This is a genomic window from Actibacterium sp. (assembly GCF_055134745.1).
The window spans coordinates 1-23,360 of sequence record NZ_JBSRVX010000043.1 but is presented as its reverse complement, the minus strand read 5'-3'; the positions used below and the strand labels follow the sequence as shown (position 1 = coordinate 23,360).

21 protein-coding genes and 1 pseudogene are annotated in these 23,360 nt (G+C 61.0%); 11 read left to right on the top strand and 11 right to left on the bottom strand.

The genetic code is table 11. The features are described from left to right. Nucleotides 1–358, top strand: a 358-nt coding sequence (locus tag ACTCHC_RS08970; protein WP_463022144.1) for an invasion associated locus B family protein, incomplete at its 5' end; no start/stop codon positions are given. A gap of 78 nt (nt 359–436) precedes the next feature. Beyond that, entirely contained in the window at nt 437–1,633 is a 1,197-nt protein-coding gene (gene rlmN, locus ACTCHC_RS08965; protein ID WP_463022143.1) for a dual-specificity RNA methyltransferase RlmN, read from the top strand. Here the strand turns inward: rlmN and ACTCHC_RS08960 are convergent. Beyond that, nucleotides 1,624–2,439 carry an LOG family protein gene (locus ACTCHC_RS08960; protein WP_463022142.1) on the bottom strand — a complete coding sequence of 272 codons (816 nt, stop codon included), beginning with the start codon at nt 2,437–2,439 and terminating at the stop codon, nt 1,624–1,626. The two genes, rlmN and ACTCHC_RS08960, sit on opposite strands and share 10 nt — an antisense overlap. A gap of 81 nt (nt 2,440–2,520) precedes the next feature. On the opposite strand from ACTCHC_RS08960, the gene dapD reads away from it, so the two are divergent. The 3 genes from dapD to ACTCHC_RS08945 all read left to right on the top strand — a co-directional run bounded on the left by dapD (nt 2,521) and on the right by ACTCHC_RS08945 (nt 4,505). Continuing rightward, nucleotides 2,521–3,348 (top strand): 2,3,4,5-tetrahydropyridine-2,6-dicarboxylate N-succinyltransferase, encoded by an 828-nt coding sequence (gene dapD / locus ACTCHC_RS08955; RefSeq protein ID WP_463022141.1) that lies wholly within the window; start codon nt 2,521–2,523, stop codon nt 3,346–3,348. Between the two features lie 74 nt (nt 3,349–3,422). Then, nucleotides 3,423–4,127 (top strand): DUF421 domain-containing protein, encoded by a 705-nt coding sequence (locus tag ACTCHC_RS08950; protein ID WP_463022140.1) that lies wholly within the window; start codon nt 3,423–3,425, stop codon nt 4,125–4,127. Nucleotides 4,128–4,157: 30 nt separating this feature from the next. Continuing rightward, a complete protein-coding gene (locus ACTCHC_RS08945) occupies nt 4,158–4,505 on the top strand; it encodes a hypothetical protein (protein ID WP_463022139.1) in 348 nt (115 codons plus the stop codon). A 21-nt stretch (nt 4,506–4,526) separates the two neighbouring features. Here the strand turns inward: ACTCHC_RS08945 and ACTCHC_RS08940 are convergent, their stop codons facing one another. Genes ACTCHC_RS08940 through ACTCHC_RS08930 form a run of 3 tightly spaced genes read right to left on the bottom strand, consistent with a single transcriptional unit; the run spans nt 4,527 to nt 8,269 of the window. Next, nucleotides 4,527–5,582 carry a transporter substrate-binding domain-containing protein gene (locus ACTCHC_RS08940; protein ID WP_463022138.1) on the bottom strand — a complete coding sequence of 352 codons (1,056 nt, stop codon included), beginning with the start codon at nt 5,580–5,582 and terminating at the stop codon, nt 4,527–4,529. Between the two features lie 24 nt (nt 5,583–5,606). Beyond that, nucleotides 5,607–6,695 (bottom strand): Hint domain-containing protein, encoded by a 1,089-nt coding sequence (locus tag ACTCHC_RS08935; protein WP_463022137.1) that lies wholly within the window; start codon nt 6,693–6,695, stop codon nt 5,607–5,609. Then, on the bottom strand, nt 6,695–8,269 hold the full coding sequence (locus ACTCHC_RS08930) for a Hint domain-containing protein (RefSeq protein WP_463022136.1): 1,575 nt from the start codon (nt 8,267–8,269) through the stop codon (nt 6,695–6,697). The genes ACTCHC_RS08935 and ACTCHC_RS08930 overlap by 1 nt, the downstream gene beginning before the upstream one ends. Nucleotides 8,270–8,549: 280 nt before the next feature. Here ACTCHC_RS08930 and dapE point away from each other — a divergent pair, with 280 nt between their 5' ends. The 3 genes from dapE to ACTCHC_RS08915 all read left to right on the top strand — a co-directional run bounded on the left by dapE (nt 8,550) and on the right by ACTCHC_RS08915 (nt 13,348). Beyond that, nucleotides 8,550–9,698, top strand: coding sequence for a succinyl-diaminopimelate desuccinylase (gene dapE, locus ACTCHC_RS08925; RefSeq protein ID WP_463022135.1), 1,149 nt, complete (start codon nt 8,550–8,552; stop codon nt 9,696–9,698). A gap of 31 nt (nt 9,699–9,729) precedes the next feature. Then, nucleotides 9,730–11,985, top strand: coding sequence for a ribonuclease R (rnr, locus tag ACTCHC_RS08920; protein WP_463022134.1), 2,256 nt, complete (start codon nt 9,730–9,732; stop codon nt 11,983–11,985). 91 nt (nt 11,986–12,076) lie between these two features. Then, the gene (locus ACTCHC_RS08915; protein ID WP_463022133.1) at nt 12,077–13,348 is read left to right on the top strand and encodes a lytic murein transglycosylase; all 1,272 of its coding nucleotides are present in this window, start codon (nt 12,077–12,079) and stop codon (nt 13,346–13,348) included. Between the two features lie 58 nt (nt 13,349–13,406). Here ACTCHC_RS08915 and ACTCHC_RS08910 read toward each other — a convergent pair whose 3' ends face one another. The 7 genes from ACTCHC_RS08910 to ACTCHC_RS08880 form a co-directional block, all read right to left on the bottom strand. Beyond that, the gene (locus ACTCHC_RS08910; RefSeq protein ID WP_463022132.1) at nt 13,407–13,901 is read right to left on the bottom strand and encodes an RNA pyrophosphohydrolase; all 495 of its coding nucleotides are present in this window, start codon (nt 13,899–13,901) and stop codon (nt 13,407–13,409) included. A 37-nt stretch (nt 13,902–13,938) separates the two neighbouring features. Then, the gene (locus ACTCHC_RS08905) at nt 13,939–15,276 is read right to left on the bottom strand and encodes a S41 family peptidase (protein ID WP_463022131.1); all 1,338 of its coding nucleotides are present in this window, start codon (nt 15,274–15,276) and stop codon (nt 13,939–13,941) included. 5 nt (nt 15,277–15,281) lie between these two features. Beyond that, a complete protein-coding gene (locus ACTCHC_RS08900; RefSeq protein WP_463022130.1) occupies nt 15,282–16,418 on the bottom strand; it encodes a murein hydrolase activator EnvC family protein in 1,137 nt (378 codons plus the stop codon). Continuing rightward, complete coding sequence (gpmI, locus tag ACTCHC_RS08895; protein ID WP_463022129.1) at nt 16,415–17,935, bottom strand: 2,3-bisphosphoglycerate-independent phosphoglycerate mutase; 1,521 nt, start codon at nt 17,933–17,935, stop codon at nt 16,415–16,417. The genes ACTCHC_RS08900 and gpmI overlap by 4 nt, the downstream gene beginning before the upstream one ends. Nucleotides 17,936–18,080: 145 nt before the next feature. Continuing rightward, nucleotides 18,081–18,551 (bottom strand): 23S rRNA (pseudouridine(1915)-N(3))-methyltransferase RlmH, encoded by a 471-nt coding sequence (rlmH, locus tag ACTCHC_RS08890; protein ID WP_463022128.1) that lies wholly within the window; start codon nt 18,549–18,551, stop codon nt 18,081–18,083. Beyond that, nucleotides 18,552–18,923 carry a ribosome silencing factor gene (gene rsfS, locus ACTCHC_RS08885; RefSeq protein ID WP_463022127.1) on the bottom strand — a complete coding sequence of 124 codons (372 nt, stop codon included), beginning with the start codon at nt 18,921–18,923 and terminating at the stop codon, nt 18,552–18,554. It abuts the gene before it with no gap. Nucleotides 18,924–19,094: 171 nt separating this feature from the next. Then, entirely contained in the window at nt 19,095–20,396 is a 1,302-nt protein-coding gene (locus ACTCHC_RS08880) for a mechanosensitive ion channel family protein (RefSeq protein WP_463022126.1), read from the bottom strand. Nucleotides 20,397–20,644: 248 nt separating this feature from the next. On the opposite strand from ACTCHC_RS08880, the gene leuC reads away from it, so the two are divergent. The 3 genes and pseudogenes from leuC to ACTCHC_RS08865 all read left to right on the top strand — a co-directional run. Next, nucleotides 20,645–22,051, top strand: a complete 1,407-nt coding sequence (gene leuC, locus ACTCHC_RS08875; protein ID WP_463022125.1) for a 3-isopropylmalate dehydratase large subunit — start codon at nt 20,645–20,647, stop codon at nt 22,049–22,051. Between the two features lie 87 nt (nt 22,052–22,138). Then, on the top strand, nt 22,139–22,744 hold the full coding sequence (gene leuD / locus ACTCHC_RS08870) for a 3-isopropylmalate dehydratase small subunit (RefSeq protein WP_463022124.1): 606 nt from the start codon (nt 22,139–22,141) through the stop codon (nt 22,742–22,744). A 255-nt stretch (nt 22,745–22,999) separates the two neighbouring features. After that, a pseudogene (locus ACTCHC_RS08865) lies at nt 23,000–23,360 on the top strand (hypothetical protein); the annotation flags it as partial.

Below are 23,360 nucleotides of genomic sequence, written 5' to 3'. Positions count from 1 at the left end.
CACCGATAAGGACGGGCGGCCGAAATCGGTGACGCGCGGGGATATATTGCTGTTCGTTACCTATAAGCCGGGCGCCGGTGCCGCAGGCGAGATTTCGTTCACCGGTGGTTATCCCTTTGCCGAGAATTCATTCGTGACGATGGAGATCGGCGACAGCAGCTATCAGCTGTTCACCGACCGGGAATGGGCCTGGCCATCATCTGCCGAGGATGACTCGAAAATTCTGGCGGCGATGAAAAAGGGCGCAACGGCGGTTCTGACCGCGGGTTCGTCACGCGGCACGATCACCAAGGACACCTTTTCACTGTTGGGGTTCACCGCAGCGATGGAAGAGGCTGAAAAACGCTGCGGCAGCTGATCGGGCTGCTGCGCAAGGGATATTTATCTGCGCCGCAGAATCCTGTAGACAGGGTGCCTTGAACAGAAAGGCGCGCCAATGTCCGCGACAAGCCCGATCACGCAGGATGTCCTGACCCTGCCCCGGAAATTGCCCCAGGGCACGAAGACCAACATCGTTGGTCTTCCACGCAATGCATTGCGCGCCGCGCTTGTCGCTGCCGGGACGCCGGAAAAACAGGCCAAGATGCGTGAAAACCAGGTCTGGCAGTGGGTGTATCACAAGGGGGTGCGCCAGTTTGATCTGATGACCAATCTGGCCAAGGATTACCGCGCCCTGCTGGAGCAGAACTTTACCATCGAAATTCCCGAAGTGGTGTCCAAGCATGTATCCAGCGATGGCACGCGCAAATATCTGGTGCGCATCGCGGGCGGTCATGAGGTGGAAACCGTCTATATCCCCGAGGAAGACCGCGGCACCCTGTGTGTTTCGTCGCAGGTGGGTTGCACGCTGACCTGTTCGTTCTGCCATACAGGCACGCAGAAACTGGTGCGCAACCTGACGGCGGGCGAGATTGTCGGTCAGATCATGCTGGCGCGCGACGATCTTGGCGAATGGCCGGAACTTGGCCGCGCGCCCAAGGATGAAGCGCGGCTTTTGTCGAATATCGTGCTGATGGGTATGGGCGAGCCACTGTATAATTTCGATGCCGTGCGCGATGCGATGAAGATCGCGATGGATGGCGAAGGCATTTCGCTGTCTCGCCGCCGTATCACCCTGTCGACCAGCGGTGTCGTGCCCGAGATTGCCCGCGCGGCAGACGAAATCGGTTGCCTGCTGGCGGTGTCCTTCCACGCCACCACGGATGAGGTGCGCGACAAGCTGGTGCCGATCAACAAGAAATGGAACATTGAAACGTTGCTGGCGGCACTGCGCGACTATCCGCGCCTGTCCAATTCGGAGCGCATCACCTTTGAATATGTGATGCTGAAGGGTGTGAATGACAGCGATGAAGATGCGCGGCGGCTGGTCAAGCTCATCGAGGGCATTCCCGCCAAGATCAACCTGATCCCGTTCAACGAATGGCCAGGCGCGCCCTATGAAAGGTCTTCGAACAACCGTATCCATGCCTTTGCCGACATCATATACAAGGCTGGATATGCGTCGCCCATCCGCACCCCCCGCGGCGAAGACATCATGGCCGCCTGCGGGCAGTTGAAGTCGGCCACCGAACGCGCCCGCAAAAGCCGTGCCGCGGTGGCGCGCGAGGCCGGAATACCGACCTCTCAGACCTGAAAGTTCGCGATAACTTCCATGGCCTCGTCTGCCGTTTCGACGAATCGAAACAGTTCGACATCCTGCGGTGAAATCGTGCCGGCCTGAACCAGCGCGTCCCAGTTTATGACGCTTTGCCAGAATTCCTTGCCGAACATGACAATCGGGATGCGTTTCATCCGGCCGCTCTGGATCAGGGTCAGGCTTTCGAACAACTCGTCCATGGTGCCAAAGCCACCGGGGAAGAACGCGAGCGCCGAAGCCCGCATGAGAAAGTGCATCTTGCGGATCGCGAAATAGTGGAAGTTGAAGCACAGATCCGGCGTGACATAGCGATTTGGTGACTGCTCGTGCGGCAGAACGATGTTCAGGCCGATTGATACCCCGCCTGCATCCACGGCCCCCCGGTTCCCGGCCTCCATGATTCCGGGGCCGCCACCGGTGACGATGACATCGCACAGGCAATCGCCCTGGCGGGACTGCACAGTGATCAGCCGCGCGAATTCGCGGGCCTCGGAATAGTATCGCGACAGATCGGCCAGGGTTTTGGTGCGGGCGGTTTCCTTGTGTTCAGGGTCGGGAATGCGTGCGCCGCCGAACAGAACGACGGTCGAGACGATGCCATATTCGGCCATGGCCATTTCGGGTTTGAGCAGTTCCAGTTGCAGGCGGATCGGGCGCAGCTCATCGCGGACCAGGAAATCGGGGTCGTCGAATGCCAGCCGATAGGATGGCGCCCGCGTCTGCGGGGTGTCGGGCACCTTGGCCAGCCTTTGGCGGTCAACTTCAAGATCGGGCAGGGGATGGGCACGTTCAGAGCGGGTCATGGCTTACCTTTTGTTGCGCGTTCTGTGCTTACGCACTATAGCGCAGGTTCAGATAAATCCATTCCCGAACCGGAGACCCAGATGCTGAACACCCAGCTTGAAGCCGCCATCGAAACAGCCTGGGAGGTTCGCGACCAGATCACCCCCGCCACAAAAGGCGAGGCCCGCGAGGCCATCGAGGCCACGCTGAACGCGCTGGACGGCGGCACCCTGCGCGTGGCCGAGCGCCAGGATGACGGGCAGTGGCATGTGAACCAATGGGCAAAAAAGGCGGTGTTGCTGGGGTTCCGCCTGAAGGACATGGAACAGCAATCCGGCGGGCCGCAGGGCGGTGGCTGGTGGGACAAGGTCGACAGCAAGTTCAAGGGCTGGGGTGACGACCAGTGGAAGGCAGCCGGTTTTCGCGCGGTGCCCAATGCGATCGTCCGCAAATCGGCCTATGTCGCGCCGGGCGTGGTGTTGATGCCATCGTTTGTGAACCTTGGCGCCCATATCGGTGAAGGGACCATGGTGGATACCTGGGCCACGGTTGGCAGTTGTGCCCAGATCGGCAAGCATGTGCATCTGTCGGGTGGTGTCGGCATCGGCGGTGTCCTGGAACCGATGCAGGCAGGCCCCACGATCATCGAAGACAACTGTTTCATCGGCGCGCGTTCCGAAGTGGTGGAAGGCGTGATCGTGCGCGAAGGGTCCGTGCTCAGCATGGGCGTATTCATCGGGCAATCGACCAAGATCGTGGATCGCGATACCGGCGAAATCATGTATGGCGAAGTGCCGGCCTATTCGGTGGTGGTTCCGGGCTCTATGCCGTCAAAAAACGGGGTGAGCCTGTATTGTGCGGTCATCGTCAAGCGGGTCAATGCACAGACACGCTCCAAGACCGGGATAAACGAGTTGTTGCGCGACTGATCTGACGCCTTTTCCGGAACACGGAACCAAAATCCATATTGCCGGGTTCTTCGGCAATATATGGAAGGCGTGCGATGGACGATCAGACTGTTCCCTTTGATCTTGCAAGGATGTTTCTGGGGCAGGATCCGCCGCTGTTCTATCTTGAAATTCTTGCGCGCACGCTGATCGTCTATCTCTACACGCTGGTGCTGATGCGCTGGATTGGCGGGCGCAGCATCGCGCAGTTGTCGATGGTCGAATTCCTGCTGGTCATCGCGCTGGGCTCTGCGGTTGGCGATCCGCTGTTCTATCCCGAGGTGCCCGTTCTGCATGCGCTGCTGGTGATCACCGTGATTGCGGTGGTCAACAAGGGGCTGGATCAGCTTATCCTGCGCAGCGAAACGATCAAGAATGCGATCGACGGCGGGCCGGTCACGGTTATCGACAGTGGGCGTATCCTGTATTCGGCAGTCACCCGGCGCGATATGGGCCCTGCCGAATTCATGGCGATGCTGCGTCTTTCGGGGATCCGCAATCTGGGCGAGGTGGAACTTGCCTATCTGGAATCGGATGGGCGCATGAGCGTCTTTCGCAGGCCTGACCCCGTTGCAGGTTTGCGCATCGTTCCCCCCCAGGAAATCGAACCGCATCGTATCATAGAAAGGGCGCACCGCTCGGATACGGTGTGTTGCAGCTTTTGCGGCGCTTGCGCGGATGTTGCGGGCGATATTTCCGCCAAACCCTGTTCGCATTGCGGCACCTGTCGCTGGACAATCGCCTCGTGGCCGGGGCAATAAAGGCACCAGTCGCAGCCGGAAGGATATCCCTTGGAAAAGCCAAAACGCGCCCAACAGGTCTTTACCCTGCTGGTTCAGGTCGGTCGCAAGACGGGCGACGGTTTGCCAGAGGGCGCGACCGGAGCCGCGTTGATGTGTTATGCCAGCGGCGTGGACGAGGCCGAAGCCGTGCGCGAAACCGTGGCCGTGCTGAAACAGGCCGATCTGGCGCCGCTGGATGTCACCGGATATGGCACGATCGACGAACGCCGCGCGCAGGAGCACGAGATTTCCCAAGAAGAAGAACAGTTGATGGAGCGCGCGCGCGCTGAAAACGCGGTGATCGTGGCGCAGTTCACCCCGTTTTTCGGTGACGAACCCCAGCCCGGATTGGACTGACAGCCGGCCCGCTGGTCGGCATCAGTCCACAGCGCCGAAATATTTTCGATACAGCCGGTCATAGGTGCCATCTTCGCGCAGCTTCAGCAGGGTGCGATTGATCGGCTCGACCAAAGGGCTGCCGGTTGGCAGGGCAAAGCCATAGCTTTCGCGCAGGAAGGTGCCGCCCACAAGTTCGCCACGCTCGCGCCCCGCATTATTGACGTAATAGGCCAGCACCGGCGCGTCGAAGACCACGGCTTCCTCGCGCCCGTCCTCGAAGGCGGCCAGCATTGTGGCCAGATCGGGATAGCCGGTAAAATCCAGCTCGCGCGCGGTCAGGAATACGGCCGAGGTTGACCCTTCGATAGTTGCGACACGCTTGCCATACAGGTCGTTTACCGAATTCACAGATCCCTGAATCGCGTTCACCGTCAGCATGGCGGTGATCTTGGCCACGAAGATCGACACGAAAAACAGGCTGGACAGAACCAGAAAGACGCCAAATATCCGGCCAAGGAAGGTGCGCGGAACGCGTTCCTCGAAGCCGCCATTCACGATCAGGTTCAGCGCCCACCAGAAGGCGGGGAACATCGCCTCTTGGGCGGGGCGGTCGAAATAGGGTTGTGACCGGCGTTCCAGCAGCCACATCAGCATGCCGCCTCCGAACAGGATCAGAAAGGCGATACCGATTGAAACCAGCAGATCGCGCGATGCCAGAACGTTCCACAGACTGATCCCGCCATCCGATTTTGACACCATGACCTGCAGTCCGCTTTCGAAAATGGCATGGCTGAAATCCATGATCTGTTCGCGCTGGGCGGTGATCGAGATATTGGCCGCGGCAAGATCGGCCTCGCCATCGCTGATCCGGCGCAGCATTTCCCTGAAGGCGTCGGTGCGGGCGACAGAGTATTCAAGGCCCAGATCTGCGGCCACGGCCTGCCACAACTCGATGCTGAAGCCGGTTTGCACGCCGTCCTTCTGCATCGAAAATGGCGGGCGTTCGACCGTGACAACCTGCACCTGCTGGGCAAAGGCAGCGGTTGAAGACAGGACGGCAGACAATAGCCAGATGATGGACAGCAAGCGGATCATGCCGGTTTTCCCGCGATTATGGCGTCAGCGGTTCAGCAGCGCCGTGCACAAAGTGACGGCTTCATAGTCGCGCAGGGCCGGAAATGCCAGATTTCTGTGAAGCGGCAATTGGCGGGCCGGCATATTGGCCAGGACGGTGGTGGCCAGAATTTCCGGCGTGTCGCGCAGATTGCCGATATAAAGGCTTTCCATCGGCGCGCCGGCCACCATCAATGCTGCATGGTTGTTCAGCAATATCTGATGATAGCGAATGGTTCGACCTGTGCGTTCAGCCGCCGCAAAACGGGTGCCGATCAGGCAATGGGCTTCGACCAGAACGGCCTCTTCGCTGAACAGGTATTCAGCTTCGGGGCCGGCGATGACCAGGCGCTGTTCAGGCGCGACAATGACATCTTGCAGCAGACCGAAATAGGGGGCCAGCAAGCGAACCGGGCGAAAGCGCCCGCGTGCCGGAACCTCGCGGCTGCCGGCCCAGATGATGGGATGGGTTGTGCCATCATGGGCCAGAACGGCGTCGCCCGCCTGCAGGCTTTCAATGGGGCGCAGACCCTGCGGCGTGGCAATCGGCGTGCCGGTTGCAAAGGTCGGGGTGACCCCGACCGGCTCCAGCTGGTCCGAAAGCGCCAGACAGCGCAACGCCGGGCCAAAGATCATTTCCCGGTCTGTCACAGCATCATGGGCAAAATCCGACCTCAGCAGGGGCAGCGGATCTGTGAATTCGCGCTGAACAAGCAGGCCGTCACTGGCGCATTCAAGTGTCAGCAGCCCCCATCCGGTTGGCAGATTCCAGGATACCGTGACGCGCAGGCTGCCTTCGGTCAGTCGGCGGCCTGTGTCCATCGTGACTTGCAGGTGTTGGCGTCCGAACCGGCGCGCGAACACCACCGATCCGTCGGCCCCCAGATGCAAAGATGTGCGGCTGGCGGTATCTGCCCGCCCATGCAGCAGGAACAGGGTCTGTTCGTCGGGATCGCCGCGGTCTATCTGGCCTTCGATATACAGGCTGCCGCGATACAGAATGTCATCCGGCGGGGCAGAGGCCGCCTGGTGTCGTGCCTGTCCAGGCCCGTCCAGCGGCCCCTGGCCCGGTGCGGTGACTGTGATCCAGGACATCAGGCGGCAAGATGCCTGCGCAGCAACAGGCGCGCCTCATAACCGCGCAACGTGCGCCGGGCGGCGGGGCTGTAGCCGCTGCCGGTATCGGGATCAAGTTCTGGAAAGATTTCGCAGATCTCTTCGATCAATTCGCGTTCAAGGCTGTCCGTTGTCTGAGGACCAGGCAGGAAGCTTTCAGTAGGCAGGCCTTCGGACATGACGATCTGGTGCCGGTCAAACAGGATGTGCACATATTCGACCATTCCACCGCTTTGAATGCGGATCGTCCGGTCATTTACCAATTCTTTGGCGGCGATCAGCACTTCGCGTTCGCCAAACAGCAGTTCGGCCAGGCTGTCGCGGATCAGAACCCGGTGCAGCGGCGACAGCAACAAGGTGCGGTGTTGGCCCAGCGCCCCGGCTAGAATTCGAACCGGCGCCAATGACCCTTCGGCGGGCACACGCCGCTGCCCGACCCAGCGGATGGGCTGCAGGCCGTTATCAAGGGTTGCAACCAGATCGCCGGGCATCAGGGTTTCGACGGCAACCTCGCCGCTGTCTGTGCGAATGCGCGTGCCGGCGACAAAGCAGGGCACGCTGTCGATGGTGACAAAGGCGGTGTCGGACAGCCCGTTGCCGCCGCCATTGCTGACGGTGTAGGTGAAATTGACGGTTTCCACATCCTGATCCGCGGCAACGGTCAGGGTTCCATTGGCGTTCAGCGTAACCTGCTGGCCGGTGGCCAGGGTTATGGTGTCGCCTGCGGCGACCGCCTGACCGTTGATATGGGTGATGGTCAGGGTGCTGTTGCCCGGGCCGGTATCATTGGCCAGAACGTCAATCGTCTGGGTCGCGCCCGGTGCCAGGGAAATGGTGTCATCAGCCGCGATTAGGGCCGATTGCACACTGTTGCCCGCGATCAGCAGGCTGGAATCATATGATGAATCGCCCACATCCGCGATGCCGACGCGGATCGAATTCAACTGGTTCGGCACGACGGACATCTTCAGCGTCATGGTGACGGTAAAGCCGTCCATTTCCGTGTTGAAGGCGTCGTTTGTATTATCGTTATAGAGGTTGATGTTATTGGTCGGGCTGACGCCGTTCACGTTGGTTTGCACCGTATTGATCGCCATCTGAACGGGTTGCCCATTCACCCAGACGCCGACCACATCGTTATAGATCGAATTGGCGAATTCCGGATATTCATCCGAGGCAAAGACGAATTGCATCGTCAGGGTGTTTCCGGTCGGAATGAAGTCCACATCCAGGATCGAGGCATCATAGGTATTGCTGCCCGCAAGGTTGTTGAAGCCGGCGTCGTTATTGACCCCTTTTGTATCGGTGGATGTGCCGGTGGACTGATTGGGTTGCCCGTTATTATTGGTGAAATCGCGCACCCGGCCGGTGGACATGATCACGCCGGTATCGCCCGGCGTCACCCCAGGCGAAACAGTGTCGCCATTGGAATAAATGCCGGCTGAAAGCTTGTCGCCGCTGTAGCTGGCATTGACCACGGTCACGCCGCTGCCGAAAATCGTATTGGCCATCTGAATGGCGCTTGCATTACTGTCGATCGGTAGCCTTGCCATGCCCTGTTCCTGCCTCGTTCGGACAGGGTGCAGCCAGACACTGGCCGCGCATCGCAGCCTTGCCAGTTCTGAACCGCTCTTTCGGACCTGATTGTTTTATCTTTTGGTCCGGAACCCTGCCTCGGGGTATTATTATTTCCGAAACTGCACCATTTCTGACAGGTTGTTAACCCATTGATTTCCGAATGCTGTTCGCAGGCCTGCAGGGTGTCGCGCCGTTGCAACATTGCAACTGCGGGGCGGCCGGTTTATCGCTGGAAAACCAATTACGGAGGCCACCTTGACTGATCCTGTCGCCCTGACCGCCGATCTTGTGCGCTGTCAATCGGTCACCCCGCAAGAGGGCGGCGCGTTGGACCTGCTGGCAAACCGCCTGGCCGCTGCCGGTTTTACCTGTGTGCGGGTGGATCGGGACGGGATCGCCAATCTGTTTGCGCGCTGGGGCAAGAAGGGCGCTGCGCGCACGTTCGGGTTTAACGGGCACACAGATGTGGTGCCGGTAGGCGATGCATCGGATTGGTCTGTCGACCCCTTCGGGGCGGAACAACGCGACGGTTATCTGTGGGGGCGCGGCGCCACCGATATGAAATCGGGTGTCGCTGCCTTTGCAGCCGCCGCCATGGATTTCGTTACCGAAACCCCGCCCGATGGCGCCGTGATACTGACGCTGACCGGCGATGAGGAGGGGGATGCCACCGACGGCACCGCCGCCCTGCTGGACTGGATGGATGCGCAGGGCGAGGCGATGGCGGTTTGCCTGGTCGGTGAGCCGACATGCCCGCAAACCATGGGCGAGATGATCAAGATCGGCCGGCGCGGATCGCTGACCGCCCGCTTTGTGGCAACAGGTGTGCAGGGGCATGTCGCCTATCCGCATCGGGCGCAGAACCCGCTGCCGGTGCTGGTGCGGTTGCTGGACCGGCTGGCCAGCCATGAACTGGACACCGGCACCGATTATTTCGATGCCTCGACGCTGGCGATCACCACGGTTGATACGGGCAATCCGGCGACGAATGTCATCCCCGCGATTTGCCGCGCCACGATCAATATCCGGTTCAACGATGCCCATAATGCTGCCAGCCTGACCGACTGGCTGCGGCAGGAGGCTGCGATTGCCACCGATGGCACCGGCGTCGAGATCAGCCTGACAACACAGGTTTCAGGTGAAAGCTTCATCACCCCGCCCGGCCCCTTGTCGGATCTGGTGGCGCAGGCGGTTCAGGCCGAAACCGGGGTTTCGCCGGTTCTGTCGACATCGGGTGGCACGTCGGATGCGCGATTTGTGCGTCACCATTGCCCGGTGGTGGAATTCGGGCTGGTCGGCAAGACGATGCATCAGGTTGACGAACATGTGGACATTGAACAGATCAAGGTGCTGAAACGTATCTATCAGCGCATTCTTGGCGATTATTTTGCGCTTTCCCAATGACGGCAAATCCTGCCCATGCTAGGCCTTGGGCATGAGCCCGATCCCATCAAAAGCCGACCTTATTGCCTGGATCGCCGATCATCCCGGTGCGACCTCGAAGCGTGATATCGCCAAGGCCTTCAACATCAAGGGTCAGGACCGCATCGACCTGAAGCGCCTGTTGAAAGAGCTGGAATCGGATGGCCATGTCGAAAAGCGGGGCAAGACCTTCCGCGACCCCGACAAGCTGCCGCCGGTATCGGTGCTGCAATTGCTGAACCCGACGCCGCAGGGCGATCTGTTCGCCAAGCCACTGGAATGGCAGGGCGATGGGCCCGAACCGAAGGTGTTGTATATCCCCCGCGCGACCGACCCGGCGCTGGGTGGCGGCGACCGGATTCTGGCCCGCCTGACCGAGGTGCGTGGCGAAGATCATCAGTATCAGGCCCGGCTGATCCGGCGCATCGGTGTGGCGCAGCACCGCGTTCTGGGCGTGTTTCGCAAGGGCGCCGAAGGTGGGCGGATTGTGCCCATCGACAAGGGACAGGACCGGGAATGGCAGGTGGCGGGCGATGCCACCCACGGCGCGCGCGATGGTGAACTGGTCGAGGCTGAACTTGTCGGCCCCAAGGCCCGCATGGGCCTGCCCCGCGCGCGCGTGATCGAGCGGTTGGGCGATCCATCCGCCCCGCGGGCGGTATCGCTGATCGCGATTCATCAGCATGGCATTCCCGATGATTTTCCCGATGATGTCATCGCGCAGGCCGATGCCGCGAAACCGGCGGTTCTGGGCACGCGCGAAGATCTGCGTGATCTGCCGCTGATTACCATCGACCCGTCGGATGCGCGCGATCATGACGATGCCGTATTCGCCCAAGCTGACGATGATGCGAAAAACGAAGGCGGTCATATCGTCTGGGTCGCCATCGCGGATGTGGCCCATTACGTCACACCCGGATCGGCGCTGGACCGAGAAGCGCGCAAACGCGGAAATTCCACCTATTTTCCGGATCGCGTCGTGCCGATGCTACCTGACCGCTTGTCGGGCGATCTGTGCAGCCTGCACGAAGGCACGACCCGTCCTTGTCTTGCCGTGCGTATGAAACTGGACGCGGCTGGCAACAAGTTGTCGCACCGCTTTACCCGCGCGCTGATGCATTCGGCGGCATCGCTGAGTTACGAAGAGGTTCAGGCCGCCATAGATGGTGCGCCGAACGACAAGACGGAACCTCTTGTGAATGACGTTATACAGCCGCTTTATGCGGCCTATGCTGCCGCCACCAAGGCACGGCATGCGCGTCAGCCGCTGGATCTGGATCTGCCGGAACGCAAAATCGAACTGTCCGAGGATGGCAAGGTAAAATCGGTGCGGTTTCGTGACCGGTTCGACGCGCACAAGCTGATCGAAGAATTCATGATCCTGGCCAATGTGGCGGCGGCAGAAGAGCTGACCCATATGCGCCGACCGTTGCTGTTTCGCGTTCATGAAGAACCCAGCCCCGAGAAACTGGACGCGCTGCGCGATGTCGCGGCGGCGTCGGGGTTCACGCTGGCCAAGGGGCAGGTTCTGAAAACCCAGCATCTGAACAGCCTGCTGGATCAGGCGATGGGCACCGAATTTTCGGAACTGATCAACCTGTCCACGCTGCGGTCGATGACGCAGGCCTATTACAACGCTGAAAACTTTGGGCATTTCGGGCTGGCGTTGCGATCCTATGCGCATTTCACATCACCGATCCGGCGCTATGCCGACCTGATCGTGCATCGGGCGCTGATCACCGCGCATGGCTGGGGCAAGGATGGGCTGTCACCCGAGGATATCGACGGGCTGGAAGAAACTGCCGTGCATATTTCCGAAACGGAACGCCGTTCAATGGCGGCCGAGCGTGATACAACCGATCGCTATCTTGCCGCCTATTTGTCAGAGCGTGTCGGCAACGAATTTACCGGGCGCATTTCCGGGATCGCGCGGTTCGGGGTGTTCGTGAAGCTGGACGAAACCGGGGCCGACGGGTTGGTGCCCATTCGTGAACTGGGCAATGAATATTTCCATCATGATCGCGAGGCCAACACCCTGATGGGGTCCGATACCGGTCTGACCATCGGTATCGGCCAGCGCGTGACCGTCCGTCTGGCCGAGGCGGTGCCGGTAACGGGCGGGCTGTTGCTGGACCTTCTGGAAATCGACGACAAGGCCCTGCCGCGTGGCCCGGCAAAGGCGCGTGGCAAGCCCGGCGGACGTAAATCGGGACCGGCGCGCGCCAAGGCCGCCAAGATCAAGCGCAAGGTCAGCCGCAGCCGGCGTTGATCCGCGCGGCCTTGTTTTGCACGCTTTGCCCAGCGGCCGCTTCGCGCTATGCTGCGGCCAAATAAAAAATCGGGCAATCGAGGCAAATCACATGAAACTGGCACGATTCACAGGCATTCTTGCAACCACGATCACCCTGATGTCCGGCTGTGCGCTGGCGCAGATCACCGCGTCGCCCATTCCCGAACTCAGGCCGGCCGTATCGGGGGACAGTCGCGTGATTCAGGCATCTGTGCCCAATACCGGGTTTGATCGCTGGATAGACGGGTTTCGTCAGCGGGCGCTGTCACAGGGCATTTCCGCCGGGGTTTTTGATGCCGCCTTCCGGGGTGTCAGCTATAACCGCGGGGTGATCGAGAAGGATCGCAACCAGTCTGAATATACCAAGCAGATATGGGATTATCTGGACAGCGCGGCATCGCCCACCCGTGTGGAAAACGGGCGGGCCGCCCTGCAAAAACATGCGCGCACCCTTAGTGCGATCGAGGCACGCTATGGCGTGGACAAGGAGATCGTCGCGGCGATCTGGGGCCTGGAAAGCGCCTATGGCGAGCGGCGCGGCGATATCCATGTGATCGAGGCGCTGGCGACGCTGGCCTATGACGGACGTCGTGGCAAGTTTTTCGAGGCGCAACTGATTGACGCGCTGAAGATCGTGCAATCGGGTGACGTGCCGCCGGGGCGAATGACGGGCAGCTGGGCCGGGGCAATGGGCCATACGCAGTTCATTCCGTCCAGCTTTATGGCCTATGCCGTTGATTTCACGGGCGATGGGCGGCGTGACATCTGGGCCGATGATCCGACCGACGCGCTGGCATCGACCGCCGCATATCTGGCGCGGTTCGGCTGGGTGAAAGGTCAACCCTGGGGGGTCGAGGTGGTGCTGCCACGCGGCTTCAATTACGGATTGGCCAGTCGCAAGATACTCAAGTCTCCTGCTGACTGGGCGGCGCTGGGGGTGCGTGGCATTGATGGGCGGCCGGTGCCGAATTATGGGGCAGGGTCGATCCTGCTGCCCGCCGGGGCGCAGGGCGTGGCGTTCATGATCTTCAAGAATTTCAGCGTGATCGAACGCTATAATGTTGCGGATGCCTATGTGATCGGCGTTGGCCATCTGGCCGACAGATTGCGGGGCGGCGGCGAATTCAAGGCCAGTTGGCCGCGCGGATACAAGCCGCTTTCGTTTGATGAACGTATGGAAATGCAGCAGCGCCTGACGCGGCTTGGGTATCTGGACGACAAGGTCGACGGTATCGTCGGTCCCAATACGATCGACGCGATCCGCGCCTTTCAGGTGGCGCGCGGCGCCGCCCCGGATGGATATCCGTCGCAAGAATTGCTGAGGTTGTTGAAGGCGCAATAGAACAGGCCGGGCGTTCGGGGCTGGCCTGCCTCCGGCGGGGGTATTTGGCCAAGGATAATCAGGCGGCCGGTCCGATCATGGGGCCCAGTTCGGACACGACGCTGGTATATACATCGCGCTTGAACGGCACGATATTGGCCACCAGCTGATCCGGCGCGATCCAGGCCCATTGGGAAAATTCGGGATGCGGGGTGTCGATATTCACCTGATCGTCGCGGCCCAGAAAGCGCATCAGGAACCAAAGCTGTTTCTGGCCGCGATACCGGCCTTTCCACAATTTTCCCAGCAGGTCCGGGGGAAGGTCGTATGTTACCCAATCGCCGGTATGGCCAATGATTTCGACCAGATCGGCGGTAATGCCGGTTTCTTCCCATAGTTCGCGCAGGGCGGCGGTTCGGGGGTCTTCGCCGTCGTCGATGCCGCCCTGGGGCATTTGCCAGGCGGCCAGATCGGAATCGCGGCGCTGGCCAACGAAGACCTTGCCCTGAGCATTGGTCAGCATGACGCCAACGCAGGGACGATACGGAAGGGCGGCAATCTGGTCGGGTGTCATGGGGCTTCGGGCCGGGATACCCCGGCCCGCCTTTGTATCAGTTTTTCAGTGCTGTCAGACCCTTGAGGATATCGATCGCATAGGCGAGCTGATAATCCTCCTGGCGCAGTTTGGCGGCGTCTTCGGCCAGGCGTTGTTCTTCCTGCGCACGCTTGCGTTCATCTTCGGTCATCGAATCGTTGTTCAGGCTGCCGCGCAGGTCGGCCTCGGAGCGCAGTCGCGATGCCGCGGATGCGGGGGTTTCGGCTTCGGCAGAGGCGGGCGCGCGGGGCGGTTGTTGCACCACGATTTCGGGCGAAACGCCGAGCGCCTGAATGGATCGGCCCGAGGGGGTGTAATAACGCGCCGTTGTCAGGCGCATCGCGCCATCGTCTTTCAGGGGCATGATGGTCTGCACCGACCCTTTGCCAAAGCTTTTGGTGCCCACAACGATGGCGCGGCGATGATCCTGCAGCGCGCCGGCGACGATTTCCGATGCCGAGGCCGAGCCGCCATTGATCAGAACCACCATCGGCTTGCCATCGATCAGGTCGCCGGGTGTTGCGTTATAGCGTTCGCTGTCGGCCGGGTTTCGGCCCCGGGTCGAAACGATTTCGCCCGCGTTCAGGAAGGCATCCGATACCGCGATTGCCTGTGTCAGCAGGCCACCCGGGTTGTTGCGCAGATCAAGGACGACGCCGTTGACCTTGTCCAGCCCACCCAGTTTTTCGATCGAGGTCTTTAGCTGTTCCTCAAGGTTGGGATAGGTCTGATCGTTGAAGGTGGTCACGCGCAAGACGACGGTGCTGCCTTCGGTGCGCGACCGCACGGCGGTGAGTTTGATGGTGTCGCGGGTCATGGTCACATCGAACGGGTCGGGCGTGTCGACCCGCACGACCGTTACCACGATTTCAGACCCGACAGGGCCGCGCATCAGTTCAACGGCCTGATCCAGGGTCAGGCCCAGAATGCTTTCGCCGTTGACATGGGTAATGAAATCGCCTGACTGGATACCGGCCTCGGCAGCGGGCGTTCCGTCAATGGGAGAGACGACCTTGACGAAGCCGTCTTCCTGCGTGACCTCGATCCCGAGACCGCCAAATTCGCCACGGGTCTGCAGGCGCATGTCGCTATAGGCATTGGGCGGCAGATAGCTGGAATGCGGATCAAGCGAGGTCAGCATGCCGTTGATGGCGGCCTCGATCAGGGCTGCGCTGTCGACCTCTTCGACATATTGGGCGCGGATGCGTTCGAAAATATCGCCGAACAGATCCAGCTGTTCATAGACCGAACTTTGCTTGTCGGCCTGTTGCGCAATCAGCGGTCCGGCGATCTGCGTGGTCAGTACGGCCCCGGCCAGCGTTCCACCCAGTGCGGCCATCACGAATTTCTTCATGGATATTATTCCTTTTTCACACCGAACCACGTTTCGGGGTTCACCGGGGCATTGCCCTGTCTGATTTCCATATAAAGCGTTTCCGGACGCTCTGCACCACTGCCTTGTGCTGTGTCGGCCAGAAAAGTCCCGAGTTTTGGATCCATTCCGCCCATCAGGCCCACCGGGGCGCCTTCGGGCAATACCTCGCCATCATTGCCATAGACCTGCGCCAGACCAGCTAGCACCAGAAGCGTTCCGGGTTGAAGCTCCAATATGATCACATTTCCGTAGTCGAGCAGCGGACCGCGATAGCGGATCGTTCCGGGCGCAGGCGTGGTGACAAGCGCCAGGGGGCGGGTGGCGATCAGCCAGCCGGGCCGTTTGATGCCTGCGGCATCGGCGGTGTTGAAGCCGCGCAGCAATGTGCCCTGCACCGGCAGGGGCAGATTGCCCTTGCGCGTTTCGATGCCGGCAATGGCGCCGGTGCTGACGGGGGCGGCCGTCAGCGCCGAAGCAAAGCCTTCAAGCGTGTCTGTGCTTTGCAGGATCTTGCGCAGCGCATCGGGATCAGAGGAAAATCGACCGGGCAACTGGGTGCGGTCGGAAATGGCCTGCGACAGGGCTGTGCGCGCCGACTGAACCCCCGCCAGCCCTTCGGCCAGGGTGTCTTCGGCGCTTTCCTGCAGGGCGCGCAGCAGGGCGACCTCGGACAGGTTGGCGCGCAATTCTTCGGCGCGTGCCTGGATGGCTGGGGCGACCTCGCCCAGCATCATGCCGGCGCGCGCCGTGCCCACCGGCCCCGAAGGGTGCAACAGCAGCAGGGTTTCGGGCGCGCGCTGCATGGTTTCCAGAACGCCCAGAAGACGGGCGACCTCTTCCTGGCGGGATTCCAGATCAAGGCGGATGGCGCGTTCGCGTATCGCGGCGCGGCGCAGGCCTTCGCGCAGCGCGGCAAGGCCTTCTTCATAGGCCCGTATGGTGGTGGTCAGGGCCTCGACCCTGTCGCCCGCGCTGTCGGCCTCTTTGAGGTCCAGTGCGGCCTGATCCAGCATCATGGCCGCACGGCGCGCCGCAAGGGCGGGTGCGTTGTCCGATTGCGCCTGCGCGGCAGGTGAGGCCGTCAGCAGACACAGCAACAGGACGGCGCGCAGGCGGTTCATCGCTGGATCAGACTTTGCCCGGTCATTTCCGCCGGTTTTTCCAGGCCCATCAGTTCCAGCAGGGTGGGGGCGAGATCAGACAGGCGGCCATCGCGCAGGGTCACGCCCTGCGGGCCACCGATCAGCGCCACCGGCACCAGATTGGTGGTGTGGGCGGTGTGTGGCCCGCCGGTGACAGGGTCGATCATGGTTTCGCAATTGCCGTGATCGGCGGTGACGATCATCGCGCCGCCGGCCGCCTGAAGCGCGGGCAGTACACGGGCAAGGCCCTGATCGACAGCCTCGCAGGCCTTGATGGCGGCGTTCAGATCGCCGGTATGGCCAACCATGTCGGGGTTGGCATAGTTGACGACGATCAGGTCATAGCCATGCTCGATCGCGGCGACGAAACGGTCTGTCACCTCGACCGAGGACATTTCGGGTTGCAGGTCATAGGTCGCTACCTTTGGCGACAGGGGCATGAACCGGTCTTCGCCGGTTTGGGGTATTTCAACACCGCCATTCAGGAAGAATGTGACATGGGGATATTTTTCGGTTTCGGCCAGCCGGAACTGGTGCAGCCCATGTTTTGCGACCCATTCCCCCAGGGTGTTGACGATCTTCTGCTTGGGATAGGCGGTGGTCATATAGGCGTTATGGCTGTCGGAATAATCGACCATGCCCAACAGGGCGGCCAGTTGCGGCCGGAGGCCGGTGTCGAAGGCGTTGAAGCCCAGTTCGCCTATGGCGCGCAAGATCTCGCGGGCGCGGTCGGCGCGGAAGTTCAGGCAAAAGAAGCCGTCACCGTCTTGCAGGCCGGCATAGCGGCCGATCACGGTGGGGGCGATGAATTCGTCTGTTTCGTCACGGGCATAGCCCTGGCGGATCGCGGTGAGCGCATCGGGCGCCGCGCCGCCCTGGGCGTGTATCATGGCGCCATAGGCCCTGCTGACCCTGTCCCAGCGGTTGTCGCGGTCCATCGCGAAATAGCGGCCGATCACGGTGGCGATGATCGCGCCTTGGGGCAGATCGGCCAGAAAAGGCGATACATAGCTTTCGGCGGATTTGGGCGCGACATCACGCCCGTCTGTGATGGCGTGAATGGCAACGGGCACGCCCGCGTCGGTTATGGCGCGGGCCGCGGCCAGAAGATGCGTGATATGGCCGTGCACGCCGCCATCGGACACCACACCCATGAGATGGGCGGTGCCGCCACTGGCCTGCAGGCGGGCGATAAAATCCAGAAGGGCCGGATTGCCGAAGAACGATCTGTCTTCGATCGCCAAGTCGATCTGCCCCAGATCCATCGCGACGACGCGGCCGGCGCCGATATTCATATGCCCGACCTCGGAATTGCCCATCTGCCCCGAGGGCAGCCCGACATCGGGGCCGTGGGTGATGAGCGTGGCACTGGGGCAGGTGGCCATGATCCGGTCGAAGGTCGGGGTATCGGCCAGGGCGGGGGCGTTGGCGGTTGTGTCCTCGCGCTGGCCCCAGCCATCGAGAATGCACAGAACAACGGGTTTCGGCGTAGTCATCGGGGTGCCTTTTGATTGGTTGGACCTGTTCTAGGATGCGTCCGGGCGAAGAACAACCATTGCGAACATATCGAGCATAAAAAGGCGCCCGTTCCTGGCGCCGCCTTCGGCGAGGGTATTTGAACCAAGAATAAACAAGGAGATATCAGGCCCGGTGATAGGGGCTGCCGGCGAGGATCGAGGCGGCGCGATAGAGCTGTTCGGCCAGCATCACGCGCGCCAGCATATGCGGCCAGACCATCTTGCCGAATGACAGCGCCATGTCGGCGCGGGCGCGCAGGGCGGGGTCGAGGCCATCGGCGCCGCCAATGACAAAGGCGGCATCCTGGCGGCCCTGATCGCGCCAGCCCGCCAGAAGATCGGCGAAATCGGGAGAGGAGAGCAGGGTGCCGCGTTCGTCGAGCACGCAGACCACTGCGGCCGATGGCAGGGAGCGTTCAAGAAGAGCGGCCTCGGCGGCCATGCCCCCGCCTTTGCGGTCTTCGACCTCGTGCAGGGTGGCCGGGCCCAGACCCAGCGTGCGCCCGGCCTTGTCGAAACGGCCGATGTAATCCTGGATCAGGTCGCGTTCGGGCCCGGCGCGCAGGCGCCCGACCGCATTGATATGCAGCCGCATTCAGGCCTGGGCGGTTGAACTGCCCGCCGGCATGGGCATCCACATTTTTTCAAGCTGATAGAATTCGCGCACTTCGGGGCGGAAGACATGGACGATCACGTCGCCGGTGTCGATCAGCACCCAGTCGCCCTGGCCCTTGCCTTCGACCTTGGCGATGCGGCCGAAATCCTGTTTCAGCCGTTCGGTCAGCTTGTCGGCAATCGAAGCGACCTGACGGGTTGATCGGCCCGAACAGATGACCATGAAGTCGCCGATCGCGGTTTTGCCGCGCAGGTCTATTGTGACGATGTCTTCGGCTTTGTCAGCGTCGAGCAGGGCAAGGATGTGATCGAGCAATTCTTCGCTGGATACATCGGTGGGGTGCTGCGTCATCGGCAGGACCATTGCGGCTGTGCGATGCACCGCATCTGCATGTTGGGACAGGACATTGTCCTCCTTGTCTGTGCGCCGCCAAAGCCCCGGCGCTGGGATTATATTCAAAATAGCATCGGGCTGTTGGAATCTCAACCAGTGGTGTTGGTAATATTGGCGCGGGGCGCGGGATCATGCCGGTGAAACTGGCGGGCGGGGCGCGTCATCGAGCAGGCGGACCTCTTGCTGGGGGAAGGGAATCGATATGCCGTTCTGCTGGAACGCATCCCAAAGGGCAAGGTAGACATCGCCGCGCACATTGGTCAGCCCGGCGGTCGGGTCGGTGATCCAGAACCGCAAGATGTAATCCACGGAGCTGTCGCCGAATCCGACGATATGGCAAACCGGCGCGCGATGGCTGACGACCCGTCTAACGCTTGCCGCCGCCGCGATCGCGATGTCGCGCACCTTGTGCGGATCGTCGCCATAGGCTGTGCCGAAAAAGATATCGAGCCGCACGAAATCGTTGGAATGCGACCAGTTCACCACCTGGCTGGTTATCAGGTCTTCGTTGGGGATCAGGTATTCCTTGCCGTCGCGGGTGACGACAGACACATAGCGTGCGCCCAGCGAATTTATCCAGCCGAAGGTGTCGCCCAGGCTGATCACGTCGCCGGGTTTGATGGATTTGTCCAGCAGGATGATCACCCCCGAGACCAGGTTCGACACGACCTTTTGCAGGCCAAAGCCAAGGCCGACGCCGATGGCACCCGACAGAACCGCCAGCCCCGTCAGATCGAATCCCACCGCCTTTAGTCCGATGAAGAAGGCCGCGCCATAAAGGACGACCTGCATGACCTTGACGGCCAGCACCCGCATGGAGGGTGATATTTCATCATTCTTCTGGATCTGGGCAGAGGTCGTCTGCGAGACCAGCCGCGCCAGTGTAAACAGCACTCCCGTGACCACCAGCGCCTTCAGGATCGCCAGAAGGGTCAGGCGGAAATCGCCGAATTCGATGGCCAGGCTGTCCAGAAAGCCGGTGACCTCGGCCATGATGCCCAGATAATAGAAAGTGACGTATATCCACAGCCCCCATGTCACCATCCGGCGCAGGAAGGTATTTCGGACCAGTCGCGCGGCCAGCCCCACGAACAGCCATGCCGTGGCCAGCGATGCGGCAAGCTGAACGAAATAGCTGCGCCAGGGATAGGTGAATTCGTGGATGATCCACACTGTCAGCCAGGCCAGAATAACGAACAGGATCAGGCGTGTCCGGTTTTGCAGGATCACCAATATGCGCAATCGCCATTTGGGCCAGCCTTCCAGCGAACGCATCTTTTCGCGCAGCCGCGGCACCAGTATCCAGGCCAGTATCTGGGCGAATGCGGCCAAACCGGCGATCATCGCGATCTGATACAAGCGCCATCCGGGCACGGTCAGGCTGAGCGCGAAGGTGCGCGCCTGTTCCAAAAGCCCGATGATCTGATCCATTCGCGGTTCTCCGGCATGGTGCGGCTTTCAGCATTGCACGACACCCGTGCGCGCCACAAGCGCGCGCCCTTGCAGCAAGGCCACGGAAAGAGTATCTGAACCCCCATGAAACGGGTTTTTGACATGGATGATCGCGCGCGCCTGCCCTGGCGGTTCTTCGGGGCGACGCTGTCGGTGCTTGCGCGACTATAACGGTGCTGGCTGCGCCGTTGTAAGTTCCAATTCAAACCATCGCGAAAGAAGCTTCCATGACTTCCCCCAAGACATTGTATGATAAAATCTGGGATGCCCATCTGGCCCATGAGGCCGAGGATGGCACCTGTCTGCTGTATATCGACCGGCATCTGGTGCATGAGGTTACCAGCCCCCAGGCCTTTGAAGGTTTGCGCATGACCGGGCGCGCAGTGCGCGCGCCGGACAAGACCATTGCCGTGCCCGATCACAACGTGCCGACCACGCCGGACCGGGTGAATGGGATCACCAACCCCGAATCCCGCATTCAGGTAGAGGCGCTGGACAAGAATGCCAGGGATTTCGGCATACACTATTACCCCGTGTCCGATGTGCGTCAGGGCATCGTGCATATCGTCGGCCCCGAACAGGGTTGGACCCTGCCGGGCATGACCGTTGTCTGCGGTGACAGCCATACCGCCACGCATGGTGCGTTTGGCGCGCTGGCCCATGGTATCGGCACATCCGAGGTGGAACATGTGCTGGCCACGCAGACGCTGATTCAGAAGAAATCAAAGAATATGAAGGTGGAAATCACCGGCCACCTGCGCCCGGGCGTCACTGCCAAGGATATCACCCTGTCGGTGATCGGCGCGACCGGCACCGCAGGCGGCACCGGTTACGTGATCGAATATTGCGGTTCCGCGATCCGCGATCTGTCGATGGAAGGCCGCATGACCGTATGCAACATGGCGATCGAGGGCGGCGCGCGCGCCGGTCTGATTGCGCCGGATGAAAAGACCTTTGAATATGTCAAAGGCCGCCCGCATGCCCCCAAGGGCGCGCAATGGGAGGCCGCGCTGGCCTGGTGGAAGACGCTTTATTCCGACGATGGCGCGCATTTCGACAAGGTGCTGACGATCAAGGGCGAAGACATCGCCCCGGTCGTGACCTGGGGCACCAGCCCCGAGGATGTGCTGCCGATCAGCAGCGTCGTGCCCGCGCCAGAGGATTTCAAGGGCGGCAAGATCGAGGCCGTGAAGCGCGCGCTTGACTATATGGGTCTGACCCCGGGCCAGAAGCTGTCTGATATCAAGATCGACACCGTGTTCATCGGGTCCTGCACCAATGGCCGGATCGAAGATCTGCGCGCCGCTGCGGCTATCCTGAAAGGCAAGAAGGTCAAGGACGGGATGCGCGCCATGGTCGTGCCCGGATCGGGCCTGGTCCGGGCGCAGGCCGAAGAAGAGGGGCTGGCACAGATCTTCATTGATGCCGGATTTGAATGGCGCATGGCCGGTTGTTCCATGTGTCTGGCCATGAACCCTGATCAGCTGTCGCCGGGTGAACGCTGCGCGGCCACGTCCAACCGCAATTTCGAGGGCCGTCAGGGCCGGGGCGGACGCACCCATCTGATGTCGCCCGCGATGGCGGCGGCGGCGGCTGTGACCGGTCATCTGACCGATGTGCGCGAGATGATGTAAAACCGGGCCGGGATATGGAATGCCGCCTGCCAGGGCTGAAAAGGCCAGACAGTCCCGCGCGCCGCCAGATAAAGGACATGATGTCTTATGGATAAATTTGTTAAGCTGACCGGCATTGCCGCGCCGATGCCCCTGATCAATATCGACACCGATATGATCATCCCCAAACAGTTCCTGAAAACGATCAAGCGCACCGGGCTTGGCGTGAACCTGTTCGACGAAATGCGTTATGACGGCGAAGGCAAGGAAATTCCCGATTTCGTTCTGAACAAGCCGCAATACCGCGATGCGGAAATTCTGGTGGCGGGTGACAATTTCGGTTGCGGGTCTTCGCGCGAACATGCGCCCTGGGCCTTGCTGGATTTCGGCATTCGCTGCGTGATCGCGCCCAGCTTTGCCGATATCTTTTTCAACAACTGCTTCAAGAACGGCATTCTGCCGATCGCGTTGCCACAGGAAACGGTCGATATGCTGATGAAGGATGCCGAGAAAGGCGCCAATGCCCGCATGACTGTCGATCTGGAGGCGCAGACCATCAGCACTTCGGATGGGCAGGTCGTTTCTTTCGATATCGACCCGTTCCGGAAGCATTGTCTGCTGAACGGGTTGGACGATATCGGCCTGACGCTTGAAAAAGCCGCCGCGATTGACAGCTTCGAGGCGCAGGCAAAGAGTCAGCGCCCTTGGGTCTGATCACCCACCGATACACAACATATAGGGCCGTCCGATTGGGCGGCCCTTTTTTGATGCCAAAATGATGCAAAGTGGCGACAGTTTCTCCACGAAAAAGTCGGAATGAATTCGTTATTCTTAACAGTGTGTTGCTGAGTGAAGCGAAAGTTGGCAAAAATTGGGCAAGATTAAGGCAGACCGCCACAATGTGCGGACAGCAATTGGACCATGGGTTCGGCAGAGTACCGGACCCGGCCAACATGAGGGGCGGGAGCAGTGATCGCTCATCTGACAGGCGCCTTGGCGCGCGCGATTCTTGTGGTGTTGCTGATCGCAACGCCATCCTTGCTGCTGCCGTCGGTTTCCGCGGATGCGGCCCAGTTTGTGGCGCTGGCGGCCATTCTGGCGGCCGCGCTGACCTTGTTCGAATATTCATCCACCTACCCCGGGCTGATCGAATTTCGTGACGCGCCGCCATTCAACCGTATCCGGTTTTCCGCGATGTTCGTCGCGGTCTTCCTGATGTCGATCATGTATCAGTCAGAGCTGAGCAATAACGCGATCGTGCATTTCGTGCGTGCGGTGGGCGATCTTCTGGGCATGGTGATGGATTTTCCCTATTCGCCGGTGCGGCTGT

Excerpts from the sequence above, each read along its gene's own strand:
- leuD (WP_463022124.1), top strand. The coding sequence starts at position 22,139 with ATGGATAAATTTGTTAAGCTGACCGGCATTGCCGCGCCGATGCCCCTG.
- ACTCHC_RS08915 (WP_463022133.1), top strand. The coding sequence starts at position 12,077 with ATGAAACTGGCACGATTCACAGGCATTCTTGCAACCACGATCACCCTG.
- ACTCHC_RS08905 (WP_463022131.1), bottom strand. The coding sequence starts at position 15,276 with ATGAAGAAATTCGTGATGGCCGCACTGGGTGGAACGCTGGCCGGGGCC.
- ACTCHC_RS08960 (WP_463022142.1), bottom strand. The coding sequence starts at position 2,439 with ATGACCCGCTCTGAACGTGCCCATCCCCTGCCCGATCTTGAAGTTGAC.
- ACTCHC_RS08930 (WP_463022136.1), bottom strand. The coding sequence starts at position 8,269 with ATGGCAAGGCTACCGATCGACAGTAATGCAAGCGCCATTCAGATGGCC.
- rlmN (WP_463022143.1), top strand. The coding sequence starts at position 437 with ATGTCCGCGACAAGCCCGATCACGCAGGATGTCCTGACCCTGCCCCGG.
- ACTCHC_RS08940 (WP_463022138.1), bottom strand. The coding sequence starts at position 5,582 with ATGATCCGCTTGCTGTCCATCATCTGGCTATTGTCTGCCGTCCTGTCT.
- rsfS (WP_463022127.1), bottom strand. The coding sequence starts at position 18,923 with ATGACGCAGCACCCCACCGATGTATCCAGCGAAGAATTGCTCGATCAC.
- rlmH (WP_463022128.1), bottom strand. The coding sequence starts at position 18,551 with ATGCGGCTGCATATCAATGCGGTCGGGCGCCTGCGCGCCGGGCCCGAA.
- leuC (WP_463022125.1), top strand. The coding sequence starts at position 20,645 with ATGACTTCCCCCAAGACATTGTATGATAAAATCTGGGATGCCCATCTG.
- ACTCHC_RS08900 (WP_463022130.1), bottom strand. The coding sequence starts at position 16,418 with ATGAACCGCCTGCGCGCCGTCCTGTTGCTGTGTCTGCTGACGGCCTCA.
- ACTCHC_RS08935 (WP_463022137.1), bottom strand. The coding sequence starts at position 6,695 with ATGTCCTGGATCACAGTCACCGCACCGGGCCAGGGGCCGCTGGACGGG.
- ACTCHC_RS08950 (WP_463022140.1), top strand. The coding sequence starts at position 3,423 with ATGGACGATCAGACTGTTCCCTTTGATCTTGCAAGGATGTTTCTGGGG.
- ACTCHC_RS08910 (WP_463022132.1), bottom strand. The coding sequence starts at position 13,901 with ATGACACCCGACCAGATTGCCGCCCTTCCGTATCGTCCCTGCGTTGGC.
- gpmI (WP_463022129.1), bottom strand. The coding sequence starts at position 17,935 with ATGACTACGCCGAAACCCGTTGTTCTGTGCATTCTCGATGGCTGGGGC.
- ACTCHC_RS08880 (WP_463022126.1), bottom strand. The coding sequence starts at position 20,396 with ATGGATCAGATCATCGGGCTTTTGGAACAGGCGCGCACCTTCGCGCTC.
- rnr (WP_463022134.1), top strand. The coding sequence starts at position 9,730 with ATGAGCCCGATCCCATCAAAAGCCGACCTTATTGCCTGGATCGCCGAT.
- dapD (WP_463022141.1), top strand. The coding sequence starts at position 2,521 with ATGCTGAACACCCAGCTTGAAGCCGCCATCGAAACAGCCTGGGAGGTT.